Genomic DNA, 14,374 nt, shown 5'->3' with positions numbered 1-14,374 from the left:
TCAGGCGTGCCCGATCTCAAATTATCGTTGCGCCCGAATCACGCACCGATACGAAAAACACTATCGCAAGTCCGCGATCGATGCGGGGCCGGGACCGGGCGTGACCAACGTCGGCCATTGCTTCGAACCGAATGGCACGGCCGGCGGCAGAAACGTCGTCATGCCGCGCTTCTTGGTCTCGGCAGCAATCGCGACACGCGCATCGCCGCCCATCAATTCATAGTCCATGAGATGATAGTTGCCGAAGAACAGCGAACCGACCGAGCGATCCGCGATGATCCGCGTCAGCGATTCCAGCATGTCCGCGGGCGTCGTTGTGAACGAGATGGTTTCGATCAGGAGCAGGCGGTCATTGATGGCATCGGGACCAAAGAACTGCGCGAGCACGCTGAACAGCACGTTGTTCTGGCGCGCCACATAGATGGTGTTGCTCGCGGCATAGGTCTTGTCCCAGTCGGCGCCGAGCTGGGCTTTCCAGTCCGCCAGCACGCCCATCCAGTGCGCAACCTGGGTCTCTGCCGCCCATGCAACGTTCTTGGCGAGGCGTGGCGCCTGCTTCTTGCCGAAAGCCTCAAGCGTTGCAAATGGGATGACGTCCTTGGCGAGGCATTCGTCCATGAAGGCGAGGTTGTTCTGCAGGATGGCGCGGTTGTTGTCGCGCCAGCCGACTTCCATCGGCGTGCGGTCGAGCCCATCGAGCGCCGACTGCATGCGGCTGCGATAGGCGAGCATCGAGCCGCGCCAGGATTTGTCGTCGAGATTGTCGACATAGGGGCCGGTCACTTCGGCCAAGGCCATCGTGCTGTGACCCACCGACTTCAGGAGCTGATAGACCATCGGTACCTGCGGCGCCTCTGTCGGCGCCATTCCCGGACGGTAAAGGATCATGCTGCCGCCGGCGCCGGAAAACAGCGCAAGGATGACCGGATGCTTGCTCAGGATGTTCTTCTGGAAGATCTTTGCCGCGTCGCCATACAGCTCAAACATCGCGGTGTTGAGCGCCAGCACGTCCTTGGTCGCGGTGTCGGCGGGTGTGGTGCTCGTCTTGCCGGAGATCGGCGCCATGTAGGATGGAAGGCCCTGGGCCTCCGCGCCCGCACCGCCACCGCACAACAATAAAGCCGCCACCGCCAAGCCGACGTAGCGCTGCATGCCGATCCCCGCCCGTGATTCGCACCGATTCTTCGCCGGGCGGCAGTATTCGGCCATTCGCGTGACGCGCAAGCGACACTTGCCGTGATCAACAGCGTTGGTTGCGGGATGATTGATGCGGTCCGTAAAATAGTGCGTTCATCGAGGAGCGGCGGACCAGTCGCTTGGTCGTCCCGGGTCAAGCCCGGAACGACTCGCTTGTCAGGTCGTGAACCACAACTTCCTTACGCGAAGCTGATGTTCTGCTGCCGTAGCGGTACCGAGCGGATGCGTTTTCCGGTCGCCGCGAAGTAGGCATTCAGCACCGCGGGCGCAGCGACGCCGATGGTCGGCTCGCCGACGCCGCCCCAGAAGCCGCCGCTCGGCATCAGGATCGTCTCCACCTTCGGCATCTCGCTGATGCGCATCGAGTTGTAGGTGTCGAAGTTGGTCTGCTCGATGCGGCCGTCCTTCACGGTGCAGCCGCCATAGAACAAAGCGGAGAGGCCGTAGACGAAGGAACCCGCGACCTGCCGTTCCACCTGCGCCGGATTGACGACGTAGCCAGGATCGGTGGCAGCGACGATGCGATGCACCTTGATCTTGCTGCCGTCGGTCACCGAGATCTCGGCGGCGCCGGCGACATAGCTGCCATAGCCCATCACCTGTGCGAGCCCGCGATAGACGCCCTGCGGCGCCGGCTTGTCCCAGCCGATCCGTTCGGCGACCGCGTTCAGCACCGCCAGATGCTTCGGATGACCCGCCATCAGTTTGCGACGGAACGCGAGCGGATCCTGGCCGACCGCATGCGCGAGTTCGTCCATGAAGCTCTCGAGATAGATCGTGTTCGGATTGATGTTGACGCCACGCCAGAAGCCCGGCGGCACATGCGGATTGCGCATCGAATGTTCGATCAACAGGTTCGGGATCGAATAGCCGATCGCCGCTTCGCCGCTAGGCGCGAGCCCCTGGAATGTCGCGGGATCCATGCCGTTGATCATGGCCTCTGGCCGTAGCCGCGCCAGGATCGACTGGCCGGAGATCCGCATGCGCAGCGCGGTCAGGTTGTTGTCGGCATCGAAGGCGCCGACCATCCGGCACTGGGTAACCGGATGATAGAAGCCGTGCTGCATGTCCTCTTCGCGCGACCACAACAGCTTGATCGGCGTGCCCTGCATCTCCTTGGCGATCAAGACCGCCTGCCGCACATAATCGCTCTGGCCGCGACGGCCGAAGCCGCCGCCGAGGATCAGCTTGTGGACGTCGCATTTCTCAGGCGGAAGGCCTGAGGCTTGCACCGCGGTGGCGAAGGCCGCTTCGCCGTTCTGCGTGCCGCACCAGACATCGAGCTTCTCGCCGGTATGGAGCGCGGTCGCGTTCATCGGCTCCATCGTGGCCTGGTTCTGGTAGGGATAGTTGTAGACGGCCTCGACCACCTTTGCGGCACGCGCGATCTCCGCCATCGCATTGCCGTTCTGGTTGCCGACGAACGCCGCCTGCGACGGCTCGAGTCCTTCGGCCAGCCATTTGCTGATCGTCTCGCTCGAGGTCTTTGCGTTCGGGCCTTCGTCCCACTCGATCGGCAGCGCATCGAGTGCAGTCTTGGCGTGCCACCAGGTGTCGGCGACGACGGCAACCCCGCTGTCGCCGACGCGCACCACCTTCTTGACGCCTTTCATGTTGGCGATCTTGGCCTCGTCAAAGCTCTTCAGCTTGCCGCCGAACACCGGGCAATCCTTGATCGCGGCGTTCAACATGCCTGGCAATTTGAAGTCGATGCCATAGACCATCGCGCCGGTGGTCTTGTCGGCGGTGTCGAGGCGCTTCAGGCCCTTGCCCGCGATCTTCCAGTCCTTCGAGTCTTTCAGCTTCACATCGGACGGCGGAGAGAGCCTGCTAGCTGCTTCCGCCACCTTGCCGTAGGTCGTGGTTCGGCCCGTCGGCAGATGGGTGATGACGCTGCTCGCGGCCGAGCATTCGGAGGCCGGCACCTTCCATTCGTTCGCGGCGGCCTGGATCAGCATCAGCCGCGCGGTGGCGCCGCCCTTGCGGACGTATTCATGCGAGCCGCGGATGCCACGGCTGCCACCGGTCGAGAAATCGCCCCAGGGCCGGCCGCGCGCGGCGCTCTGGCCCGGTGTCGGATATTCGGTCGTGACCTTCGACCAGTCGCATTCGAGTTCTTCGGCAACGAGCTGCGCGAGACCGGTGAGCGAACCCTGGCCCATCTCCGAACGCGCGATGCGGATCACCACCGTATCATCCGGACGGATCACCACCCAGGCGTTGACTTCGGGCGAGCCATCGGCGGCGCGCGCCACCGCCCCGCCAAACGGAAGATTGAAGCCGAGCGCAAGGCCGGCGCCTGCCGCGGCGGTGCCAATCACGAACGCGCGGCGGTTGAGCTTGACGTGCTGATTCATGACGGCACCTCACGCGTTCGCGACGGCGTGGATCGCCTCGCGCACCTGCGCGAAGGTGCCGCAGCGGCAGATATTGGTGATGGCCTCGTCGATGTCCTGGTCGGTCGGTTTCGGGTTGTCTTTCAGAAGCGCCGCTACCGCCATGATCATGCCGGTCTGGCAATAGCCGCATTGCGGCACGTCGTGCTCGATCCAGGCCAGCTGCACCTTGTGCAGCTTGCCCTCGGCGGCAAGGCCCTCGATCGTCGTGATTTCCTTGCCATCAACTTCGCTGACGAGCACGCCGCAGGATCGCATCGCCACGCCGTCGACATGAACGGTGCAGGCGCCGCATTGTGCGATGCCGCAGCCATATTTGGTGCCGGTCAGTCCAATGTTTTCGCGAATCGCCCAGAGCAGCGGCGTATCCGGCTCGACATCGACCTCGATTTTCTTGCCGTTAATTGTGAGGTTAGCCATCGCAATCCCCTTTTGATCCAGTTCCATCAACTAGACCTCGGGGCGAGTGTGACCCGGCCACTAGAACGATTCAAATCAAGAAAATGCGTATGCGAGGAAGCAGGAACAAACCCGAGGGCGCGGTGTTCTTGATCTCTTGCGCCTCGCGCAGATCATGCGCCCTTGGGTGCGACAGCCAGCCGCAGGAAACTCATCGCGCTTCCGAGCACCGCAAATCCGGCGCCTAGCGCGAGTGCGTAGGTGGCGCCTTCATGGCCGGCGATGGCAAAGCAGAAAGCGGCGAGCGCGGCGCCGATGGTTTGCCCGGTCAGGCGCGCGGTCGCCACGATGCCGCTGGCGCTGCCGCTGCGGTGCGGCGGCGCACTGCTCATCAGTGCCTTCATATTGGGCGTCTGGAAAAAGCCGAATCCGATCCCGCAGATCACCATGCGCCAGACGATATCGGGGATGCTGGGGGAGGCGGGTAGTGTTGCCAAGAGCGTCATGCCGAGGCCGAGCAGGATCAACCCGATACCGCCAAGGATGCCGACCGGGTAACGGTCGGACAGGCGGCCGCCGATCGGCGCCATGATTCCAACAACCAGCGGCCAGGGCGTCATGAAGAACCCGGTCTCGACCTGCGAGCGCATCAGCACGGCTTCGAAATAGAACGGCAGCGAAACGAAGGCGAGGCCCTGGATTGCGAACGAGCAGACCGCGGTCGCTGCGGACAAGGCGAACATCGGGCGGCGGAACAGGTCGATCGGCAGCATTGGCGCCGGATGATCCCGATGCCGGTGCGTCAGCAGCCAGCCCAGCACCACCGCTCCAGCAACCTCGACCAGCACCAATCCCGGCGAGGTCTTGTGCGCGGCGCTGCCGATGCCGATGATGAAGAGACCGAGGCAGCCTGAGGCCAGCACTGCGCCGGGGAGGTCGAAGGCATGCACGGCGCGCGGCGTCTGCGGCAAGGTCTTCATGCCGATGAACAGTGCGGTCAGGCCGAACGGGATGTTGATCGCAAACAGCCACGGCCAGGTTCCGAACGCCAGGATGGCGGAGGCAATCGTCGGCCCGAGGGTGAAGGCGGTCGCGACCACCAGCGCGTTGTGGCCGAAGCCGCGACCGTGCATCCTGCTCGGGTAGACGTAGCGGACCAGCGCGGTGTTGACGCTCATCAGCCCGCTGGCGCCGAGCCCTTGCAGCGTTCGTGCAATGAGAAGGCTGTCCAGCGACCACGCGAGCGCGCAGCCGAGCGAGGCGAGCGTGAACAAGAGGAGGCCGCCGAGATAGATGCGCTCATGGCCGACGATTTCCCCGAGCGCGCCAAGTGGCAACAGCGTTGCGACCAGCGCGATCTGGTAGACGTTGACGACCCAGACGACATCGGCCGGGCTGACCTTAAGATCGGTCGCGATCGCGGGCAGGGCGATATTGGCAATCGCGGTGTCAAGCGAAGCCATCGCGAGCGCGGTGAAGATCGCAGCCACGGCCCAGCGCCGCCGCTCCGGCGGCAAGCCGTCCATGACGGGCGCGACTGGCGCCTTCGCCGCGAGCATGTCCATTGTGGTCAGATTCTCCGGAAGGACAGGATCCCGTCCTCTCGGTCATCTACTACGCGCGCACGGGTTGCCACAGGTATGCGGTTGCATGATGCGTATGCGCAATTCTGCGTTCCGGCTTGGCGTCAGCCGTCCACGCGCGGCGGATCAGGCGTTGGTGCTGAGGCCGAGCCGGTCATAGATGCGCCGGGCGTAGGCGCCGAATTCGTCCGTGGTCTTGATCGGAAGCGCGCGGGGGAGGGGCAATTCGATCGGGAAATATTCCGCCATCCGAGCGGGCCCGGCGGTGAGCACGGCGCAATGGGAGCCCAGGAACACGGCCTCCTGGATGCTGTGGGTGACGAAGATGATGGTCTTGCCGCTCTCGCGCCAGATCCGCAGCATTTCGAGATTCATCTGCTCACGCGTCAGCGCATCCAGCGCGCCGAACGGCTCGTCCATCAGGATCAGTTTCGGGTCATGGATGAACGCGCGAGCGATTGCGGTGCGCTGCTGCATGCCGCCTGAGAGCTGCTGCGGATATTTGTCCTCATAGCCGGCGAGGCCGACCATCTTGAGCAGGTCGCGGGCGCGCTCCCGCGCCGCCTTGATCGGCAGGCCGACGATCTCGGCCGGCAGCAGCACATTGTCGAGGATGGTGCGCCATTTGAGCAGCAGCGCCTGCTGGAATACCATCCCGATATCGCGCGCGGGATCGAACGGCGTCTTCGCGTTGCCGATCTTGATCGTACCGCCATCGGCGCTGTGCAGGCCGGCAAGGATCTTCAGCACGGTGGTCTTGCCGCAACCGGATGGCCCGACCAGCGCCACAAGCTCGCCCTCGGCGATGTCCATTGTGACGTCGGAGACGGCAAGGAACTCGGCTCCCTTGGACCGATAGACCTTGCGGACGTTGCGCAGGCTGATGAAAGGCTCGGCCGTCATGTCAACCATTTCTGCAGGTTCGCGGCGACGAAGCCGTCGTCCGAGAGATCGGCATGCTCGCGGCAGACGCGGTCGATCTCCTGCATCTGGCCCGGGCTGAGACCTTCGTTTGGATCGAGGCACCAGATGCCTTCCAGCAAGCCCTGGCGGCGGAGGATCTCGTGACAGCCTGCGATGCAGCCGTGGAAATTGTTGGCAACGTCGAAGAATGCGCTGTTGCAATCGGTGACGCGGGCATCGAGCGCCAGCAGATCGGCAGGCACCGTATCCTTGTGGCGCGCCGCCTTGCACATCTCGAATTGCCTGATTGCCGTCTGCGTCCACACCGACCAGTGACCGAGCAGGCCGCCTTTGAAGTAGGTGCGGGTCGTAACTCCATTCTCGCGCAGGTCGAACGGCAAGGTGAGGTCGAGCAGGATATGGTCGTCATTGCCGGTATAGAGCGCGACGCGGTCGAGGGCACCAGCCGCGGCGACGCCGCGCAACACGTCCAGGGTGCGATAGCGGTTGAACGGCGCGATCTTGATCGCGATCACATTGTCGATCGCCGCAAAGCGCCGCCAGAAGTCCGCGCTCAGGATGACGCCGCCGACCGCGGGTTGCAGGTAGAAGCCGACCAGCGGGATCTCGCGCGCGACCGCCTGGCAATGCGCGATGATGTCGTCTTCCGACGCGGTCTTCATTGCGGCGAGGCTGAGCAGGCCAGCGTGATAGCCGATATCGCGCGCGGTCCGCGCTTCGGAGATCGCCTGCTGCGTCGGGCCGGCGAGACCTGCGACCATCGCCAGTGGCCGCTTGGTCCAGTTCGCTGCCGTCTCGGCGGCGAGCTCGAGCACGGGCCGATAAAGCCCGACCTCGCGGATCGCGAATTGCGTGGTGTGGACGCCGACCGCAAGGCCGCCGGCGCCCGCGTCGATATAATAGCGCGTTAGCGCGCGCTGATGCCTCTTGTCGAGCGCGCGATTGGCGTCGAGCGCGAGCGGGTGTGCGGGCAGCACGGTGCCGTCGGCGATCAGCTTGCGTATCTCGGATTTGATCTCGCTGTGGTGCATGGCCAATCCTATCCAAATTCCGGGCCGGCGACGGCGAAGGGAAGCTCTTCGCTTTGCGTGGTGGCGCGGCCGAACCGCATGCGCTGGAACGGCCGTTCGATGTTCCAGCCCGCGGCTGTCAATCCGGCGACGAATGATTCCTGCGACGCAATCGCGTCGATCAGGAGCGGACTGGTTTCGTTTCGGCTGATCGCATCGACCAGCGCCAGCGCGTCCGCCGCGCTATCCGCGAACAGTGGTCCGATCTGGCGCGCGGTGCGGCCGTCGCGCACCAGCGCCATCGCGTTGCCGTGGGACACAATACGCGAGCCGGTGCGGGCGCCGAATTCCGCGAGCAGGCCGTTGCGCTCAAATCCCATGGCGCGCCGGTCGCGTGCGGTGAACGTGTCGATATCGGAGGCCGCGAGCGTCACGGGCGCCTCTTGCGTTGGATGTTCGAGCCGCAAGCGCCGAAGCTGCAATGTCGGCGTGAAGCCGAGTGGACCGTACACCGTGGCGCCCGCCGGCGTCGCATCGAGCCAGGTGGTGAGGCCGCGCTGTCTTGCCGCGTCGAGACAGGCATCGACCAGCCGGGTCGCGATGCCGCGGCGGCGCCAGCGTTCGGTCACCAGCACCATGCTGATCCAGGCATTACCGGCGGAATACGGCAGCAGCGCCGCAGTTGCGACCAGATGCGTTCCGTCGCGGACGCCGGACACGATGCCATTGCCGAGGAAGAAGCGCCAGTCGGCCTCGTTCTGGTTCCAGTGCGCTTCGGTCGACAGCGCGAGCCCGGCCGCAGCGTCGTCGACCCCGAGTTGGACAATGGCGACAGGCTCAGTATCGACCATCGCGCACCTCATATTTGGTGGGCTTGCCGAGGCTCGGCATCGCGCGTTCCACCCAGTCCGCGGTCCAGGCGATCAACTGCTCGGTGTCGACGACCGGCAGGCCGAACAGCTTGACCGCTAGCGAGGTGTCGGTCAGCCACGCCGTCGGCTCTTCCTTGCCGACGATCACGGGCTGACGGCCGAAGCGCGCGCCGAACCTGGCGGCGAGATCGCGCACCGCGAGGATCTCGTGGCCGCTGACATTGATGGGCGAAGTCGGCGTCGTGCAATGCGCCAGGCACCGCAGCGCCTGCGAGGCGGCATCGCCCTGCCAGATGAAATTGACATGGCCGAGGCTGACATCGATCGGTGTGCCCGAAAGCACCTTAGTCGCGATGTCGTGCAGCACGCCGTAGCGCATGTCGATCGCATAGTTCAGGCGGAACAGGCGGCCGGGTGTTGCGAATTTCCTGGAGAAGTATTCGAACATGCGCTCGCGCCCGACGCAGGATTGCGCGTATTCTCCCGGCGGGTTCGGCGCCATGTCCTCATCGGAGCCTTTGCCGTCAACCGGCACGAATGGATAGACGCAGCCGGTCGAGAACGCCACGATCCGCGACGCAGGGAAAGCCTGTGCGACCAGCGCTGGGACATGCGCATTCATCGCCCAGGTCAGCGACAGGTCGCCCTCGGCGCCGAATTTGCGGCCAGCCATGAAGATGATGTTCGGCGCCTTCGGCAGCGCCCTGATCGCGGCCTCATCCAACAGGTCGCAATTGATTGTCTCGATGCCGCGCTCCTCCAGCCAGTCCTTCACCGCGGGATCGCTGAAGCGGGCGACGCCGATGACGCGGCGGTCCGGTGCGGCGGCCTTGGCAAGGCCGGCCAGCGTCGGTCCCATCTTGCCGGCGACGCCGAGGATCATGATGTCGCCGTCGACCTTGCTGATATCGTCGATCAAGGCCTGGCTCGGCCGGCACAGCAGGTCGTCGAGCGCTGCAATATCCGGGATCGTCTTCGGCAAAGTGTCGCGCGTGAGCAGCATGGTTCTTCCCCTGGTTTCTTATTGCAGCCGGATGTCGGAGACCACGAACAGCCGTTCAAGGCCGAGCACCAGGCCGTAAAGCGCAACGCCGAGCAGAGTCAGCAGAACGACTGCCATCACCATGGCCGGGGTGTCGAGCGAGGACTGCACCTGGATCATGAGATAGCCGAGCCCGCGCTCGGAGGCGATGAACTCGCCGACGATCGCGCCGGCAACCGCCAGGATAGCGCCGACTTTCATGCCGGAAAACACGTAAGGCAGCGATCCCGGCAATTGGATCTTGCGGAACAGCGTCCAGCGCGAGCCGCGCAGCGATTTGACGAGGTCGAGCAGGTCGGGCTCGACCTCGCGCAGGCCGCGTGCGGTCGTCAGCAGGATCGGAAAGAAGCAGATGCTGAAGGCGATCAGGATGTTCGGAATGATGCCGTAGGAAAACCACACGATGATCAGCGGGCCCAACGCCACTTTCGGGATCATGTTCAGGGTCACGAACAATGGTAGCAATACGAGGCTCACCAGCGGCGACCAACTGAAGATGACGGCAAGCGCGACGCCCACCAGCGCGCCAAGGCAGAAGCCGCCGAGGATTTCAGCGGCGGTGACGAGCAGGTTCGACAGCCAGGCATATTTGGCGGAGCTGAGCGTCGCGACGGTCGCGAGCGGCGAGGGCAGGATGAACTTCGGCACCTGGAACGCGTCGACCAGGACCTGCCAGAGCACGATCACGGCAAGATGCACGATCAGGATGATCGCGATGGACCGCCCGCCGTCACTGAACACCGATTGCTCCCTCGAAAATGCCGGCCGCTCCCGGCCCTCGCTCTCAGCCTAGCCCGGTCGTATCCATCTTTCAACCATCTGGTTGATTATATCGCCCCGTCATTGCGAGCGCAGCGAAGCAATCCATGGCGCCGTCCGTGGAGACGTGGATTGCTTCGCTGCGCTCGCAATGACGGCGGTGCCAGGGTCTACGGCCGGAGCGACTGCAGCACCAGGTCGGTTACGTGCCGCCGCCGGGCCCGGCGCGCGGCCGTGCTCGACAGGTCCTTGCCGAAGATCGCCGACAGCGTCGGCGTATTGGAGAAGAAGAAGTAGCTGAGTGCCGCGATCGAGATATAGAGGTGCACCGGATCGACGCCGCGTCGGAACACGCCGGCGCGCACGCCTTCATTGAGGATCTTCGAGACCATGCTGACGAGCGGCGAGTGCATGGCCTCCAGCCGGCGGGAGCCGCGGACGTGCCGGGCGCCGCCGCGGTTCTCGTCGTTCAGGAGCACGATGAAGTCGGGATGGGCGGCGAGGTGATCGAACGAGGCTTCGATCAGCTTCTTGATCGCCTGTTCGGGCGGCAGTCCCTCCAGGTTGAGCTCGCGCTCCTGCTCGCGGATCTCCTCATAGACCCATTCGAGCACGGCGAGGTAGAGCGCGTCCTTGTGGCCGAAATAATGGTAGACGAGCTGCTTGTTGACGCCGGCTCTGGCCGCGATCTCGTCGACCCTGGCGCCGGCAAGCCCGTTTTGCGCGAATTCGCGCCGCGCCGCGGTCAGGAGCTTCCGTTGCGTGGCGACGGGATCGCGTCGCTGCGGCTTTGTGTTGTCGGATCGTCTCTTCAGCATTTTCAACCAAACAGTTGACAATTACGCCTGTCCCTTGTTGCATTGGTAACGTCACAAGCAAGGTGCGACAAGGCCGGGTTGCGCACGGGGAGAGTTGCGATGAAGGGTTTGAGGCTTGCAGCCTTGACGCTGGGGTTTGCGCCGGCCTTGGCGTTTGCGCTGGCGGCGTGGGTTGCGCCGGCGCGCGCCGCCGAATCCGTCAATCTGATCCTGAACTGGACGCCGACGGCGGATCATTCGCCGTTCTATTACGCCAAGGCGCAGGGCTGGTACGAGAAGGCCGGCATCGATCTCACGATCGAGACCGGCAAGGGCTCCGGCGTCTCATCGCTGAAGGTCGGCTCCGGCGGCTCGCCGTTCGGCATCGCCGATCTCGCGACCATGCTGGTGGCCAAGAGCAAGGGCGCCGACGTGGTGGCGCTGATGAGCATCTACGCCAATACCGGGCAGACCTTCTATTGGCTGAAGAGCTACGGCGTGAACGGGGTGAAGGATTTTCCCGGCCACAAGATCGGCAACCCGCCGGGCGATGCCTCGCGCGTGATGTGGCCGGCCTTCGCCAAGGCGGCCGGGATCGCGCCTGACTCCGTCACTTTCGTCAATGTCGGCCCGACCGCGAAGATCGCGGCGCTGAAGAGCCACACGGTCGACATCATCAGCGATTTCTACAACGAGCACGATCTGAAGGCGATCGAGTTCGGTGCCGATCTCGGCTACGTCAACTGGAAGGACATCGGGCTCAATCCTTACGGCAATTCGCTGATCGTCAACGGCGCATTCCTGCAGAAGAATCCGAAACTGGTCGAGGAATTCGTGCGGGTCACGCAGAAGGCCTATGCCGCCTGCGTCGCCGACGTCGCGCCCTGCCTGAAGGCGCTGCTCGACCAGGTCTCCGGCCTCGACCGGGAGAACCAGGAACGGCAATGGGAGCGCATCAAGATCCTGATGACGGACGAGTTCACCACGACCAAGGCGCTCGGCTGGATCGACGCCGAGCGGATGAAGAAGGACTACGAGTTGGTGCACAGCTATCTCGGGATGGAAAAGCCGTTCGACGTGAACACGGCGTTTTCGACCAAGATGCTGGACACGAGCATCAAGATGGACGCGAGCAAGGTGAAGAAGTAGCGCGGCCGTTATACCACTTGCTTCCGTCATGCCCGGGCTTGTCCCGGGCATCCACGCACTTGGGCACCCGAAGGAGAGCGTGGATGGCCGGGACAAGCCCGGCCATGACGAGCATTTGACGCCATCGGTCACACGCTCATAATCCTCCTGCGTAAGCCGTGGTCGCTTTGGCTCGCGGCGGGGAGGAACAGACATGACCAACACAATCGCCAGCGAAGCTCCTAAGGACGCCTCGCCTTCCGTGGTCGCGCAGCACGCGGCGATGCTGGATGCATTGCCGTTCTCCGATACGGGTGATTTCGACGATGCCGCGCGCGGCTTCCTCGGCACCATCGAAAACGCGCATATCGCCAACGCCCAAGGCAGAGTGGTCTGGAGTCTTGCGCCTTACGGCTTCCTCTCATCGGAGGAGGCTCCGCCCACCGTCAATCCCAGCCTGTGGCGGCAATCGCGATTGAACATGCATCACGGCCTGTTCGAGGTGGTGCCCGGGGTCTACCAGGTGCGGGGGCTCGATATCGCCAACATGACGCTGATCGAGGGCGACAGCGGCGTGATCGTGGTTGATACCCTCACCTCGATCGAGGGCGCCCGCGCCGCCATCGAGCTCTATTTCAGGCACCGCGGCAGGCGTCCGGTTGTGGCAATGCTCTTCACCCATACCCACACCGATCATTGGGGCGGCGCCCGCGGGGTGCTCGATGACGAGACATTGTCGAGCGGGCAGGTGCCGATCATCGCCCCTGACATGTTCATGGAGCATGCGGTCTCCGAGAACATCATCGCAGGCCCCGCGATGTTGCGGCGTGCGCAATATCAATTCGGGCCGTTCCTGGCGAAGGGGGCGCGGGGGCAGGTCGATTGCGGGCTCGGCAAGTCGATGGCGGCCGGATCGGTGGCACTGTTGCGGCCGACCGATCTGATCCTCGCCACCGGCGACAGGCGCGTGATTAACGGCGTCGAATTCGAGTTCCAGATGGCGCCGAACAGCGAGGCACCGGCGGAGATGCATTTCTACCTGCCGCGCTACAAGCTGCTGAACCTCGCGGAAAACTGCACCCACAATTTCCACAATCTGCTGCCGTTTCGCGGCGCCGATGTGCGCGATGCCTTGGCGTGGTCGAAATATCTCGGCGAGGCGCTCAAGCTGTGGGGCGGCAAAGCGGAGGCGATGTGCGGCCAGCATCATTGGCCGGTGTGGGGTCGAGAGCGGATCGACACCATGATCCGCCAGCAGCGCGATCTCTACAAGTTCGCGCATGACCAGACCATTCGCCTGATGAACCATGGGCTGACCGCGAGCGAAATCGCGGAGACCATTCGGCTGCCGAAAAGCCTGGAGGGCGCCTGGCACGGCCGCGGCTATTACGGCCACATCCGGCACAATGCGAAGGCGATCTATCAGAAATATCTCGGCTGGTATGACGCCAACCCCGTCAATCTCGATCCGCTGCCGCCGGTCGAGTCGGGCAAAAAATACGTTGAGTATATGGGCGGCGCGGATGCGATCCTGGAACGGGCGCGGAAGGATTTCGCCAACGGCGAATTCCGCTTCGTCGCGCAGGCGGTGAGCCATCTGGTGTTCGCCGAGCCGGGCAATGCCGCGGCCCGCGCGCTGCTCGCCGACACGTTCGAGCAGCTCGGCTATGCCGCGGAAAGCGCGACCTGGCGCAACAGCTATCTGTTCGGCGCGCAGGAGTTACGGCAGGGCATGCCGAAGGCGCCGGCGCGGCCGGCGATGCCACGCGAAACGCTCGCCGCGCTCCGCACCGGACAGCTCTGGGACGTGCTCGGCATTCGCCTCAACGGCCCCAAGGCCGATGGCAAGCGCATCGTCCTGAACTGGGAGTTCACCGACACCAATGAGACCTTCATCCTCAATTTGGAGAATTGCGCGCTGACCTATGTCGCCGACACGCAAACTGGGGACGCCGATGCAAGCTTCACGCTGGCGCGCAGCACGCTGGATGAAGTCATTGCCAAGTTGACGACGTTTCCGGAGGCGGTCGCCAGCGGCAGGGTCAGCGTCAGCGGCGATGCAACGCGGCTGACTGAGCTGATGACGCTGATGGATGAGTTTCCGCGAATGTTCGAGATCGTCGAGCCGAAGCGAACGACGGTGAGTTGACTGGCGCGTAGCGCGTAGGGTGGGCAAAGGCGCGTTAGCGCCGTGCCCACCACCAAGTGTTCGCTCGTAACGGTGGGCACGCTACGCTTTGCCAACCCTACGGCATCTCCGCTCTTCC

The 14,374-nt window shown here is 64.1% G+C and carries 12 protein-coding genes; 2 read left to right on the top strand and 10 right to left on the bottom strand.

What is annotated here, in order from left to right:
* Positions 1 to 60 precede the first annotated feature (60 nt).
* From ACZIRK_RS00930 to ACZIRK_RS00885, 10 genes are all read right to left on the bottom strand, one after another.
* On the bottom strand, positions 61 to 1,152 hold the full coding sequence (locus tag ACZIRK_RS00930; RefSeq protein WP_463326756.1) for a hypothetical protein: 1,092 nt from the start codon (positions 1,150 to 1,152) through the stop codon (positions 61 to 63).
* Between the two features lie 224 nt (positions 1,153 to 1,376).
* Positions 1,377 to 3,554, bottom strand: a complete 2,178-nt coding sequence (locus ACZIRK_RS00925; RefSeq protein ID WP_130222280.1) for a xanthine dehydrogenase family protein molybdopterin-binding subunit — start codon at positions 3,552 to 3,554, stop codon at positions 1,377 to 1,379.
* Between the two features lie 9 nt (positions 3,555 to 3,563).
* Positions 3,564 to 4,013, bottom strand: coding sequence for a (2Fe-2S)-binding protein (locus tag ACZIRK_RS00920; RefSeq protein WP_463326755.1), 450 nt, complete (start codon positions 4,011 to 4,013; stop codon positions 3,564 to 3,566).
* Positions 4,014 to 4,165: 152 nt separating this feature from the next.
* Positions 4,166 to 5,557 (bottom strand): MFS transporter, encoded by a 1,392-nt coding sequence (locus ACZIRK_RS00915; protein ID WP_130222284.1) that lies wholly within the window; start codon positions 5,555 to 5,557, stop codon positions 4,166 to 4,168.
* A gap of 144 nt (positions 5,558 to 5,701) precedes the next feature.
* Positions 5,702 to 6,487 carry an ABC transporter ATP-binding protein gene (locus tag ACZIRK_RS00910; RefSeq protein ID WP_130222286.1) on the bottom strand — a complete coding sequence of 262 codons (786 nt, stop codon included), beginning with the start codon at positions 6,485 to 6,487 and terminating at the stop codon, positions 5,702 to 5,704.
* The gene (locus tag ACZIRK_RS00905) at positions 6,475 to 7,530 is read right to left on the bottom strand and encodes a dihydrodipicolinate synthase family protein (protein ID WP_130222288.1); all 1,056 of its coding nucleotides are present in this window, start codon (positions 7,528 to 7,530) and stop codon (positions 6,475 to 6,477) included. The genes ACZIRK_RS00910 and ACZIRK_RS00905 overlap by 13 nt, the downstream gene beginning before the upstream one ends.
* Positions 7,531 to 7,538: 8 nt before the next feature.
* On the bottom strand, positions 7,539 to 8,360 hold the full coding sequence (locus ACZIRK_RS00900) for a GNAT family N-acetyltransferase (protein WP_463326754.1): 822 nt from the start codon (positions 8,358 to 8,360) through the stop codon (positions 7,539 to 7,541).
* Positions 8,347 to 9,384 (bottom strand): NAD-dependent epimerase/dehydratase family protein, encoded by a 1,038-nt coding sequence (locus tag ACZIRK_RS00895; RefSeq protein WP_130222292.1) that lies wholly within the window; start codon positions 9,382 to 9,384, stop codon positions 8,347 to 8,349. Before ACZIRK_RS00895 ends, ACZIRK_RS00900 begins: the two co-directional genes overlap by 14 nt.
* Before the next feature lie 18 nt (positions 9,385 to 9,402).
* Positions 9,403 to 10,164, bottom strand: a complete 762-nt coding sequence (locus tag ACZIRK_RS00890; RefSeq protein ID WP_463326753.1) for an ABC transporter permease — start codon at positions 10,162 to 10,164, stop codon at positions 9,403 to 9,405.
* A 188-nt stretch (positions 10,165 to 10,352) separates the two neighbouring features.
* Positions 10,353 to 11,000, bottom strand: a complete 648-nt coding sequence (locus ACZIRK_RS00885; RefSeq protein WP_463326752.1) for a TetR/AcrR family transcriptional regulator — start codon at positions 10,998 to 11,000, stop codon at positions 10,353 to 10,355.
* A 99-nt stretch (positions 11,001 to 11,099) separates the two neighbouring features.
* Between ACZIRK_RS00885 and ACZIRK_RS00880 the strand changes: the two genes are divergently transcribed.
* A complete protein-coding gene (locus ACZIRK_RS00880; RefSeq protein WP_463326751.1) occupies positions 11,100 to 12,128 on the top strand; it encodes an ABC transporter substrate-binding protein in 1,029 nt (342 codons plus the stop codon).
* Between the two features lie 193 nt (positions 12,129 to 12,321).
* Positions 12,322 to 14,256 (top strand): alkyl/aryl-sulfatase, encoded by a 1,935-nt coding sequence (locus ACZIRK_RS00875; protein ID WP_463326750.1) that lies wholly within the window; start codon positions 12,322 to 12,324, stop codon positions 14,254 to 14,256.
* Positions 14,257 to 14,374: the final 118 nt, after the last annotated feature.

The organism is Bradyrhizobium sp. Leo114 (genome assembly GCF_055229415.2).
Note: the sequence above shows the minus strand (reverse complement) of the source record. Positions and strands in the feature narration are given on the sequence as shown.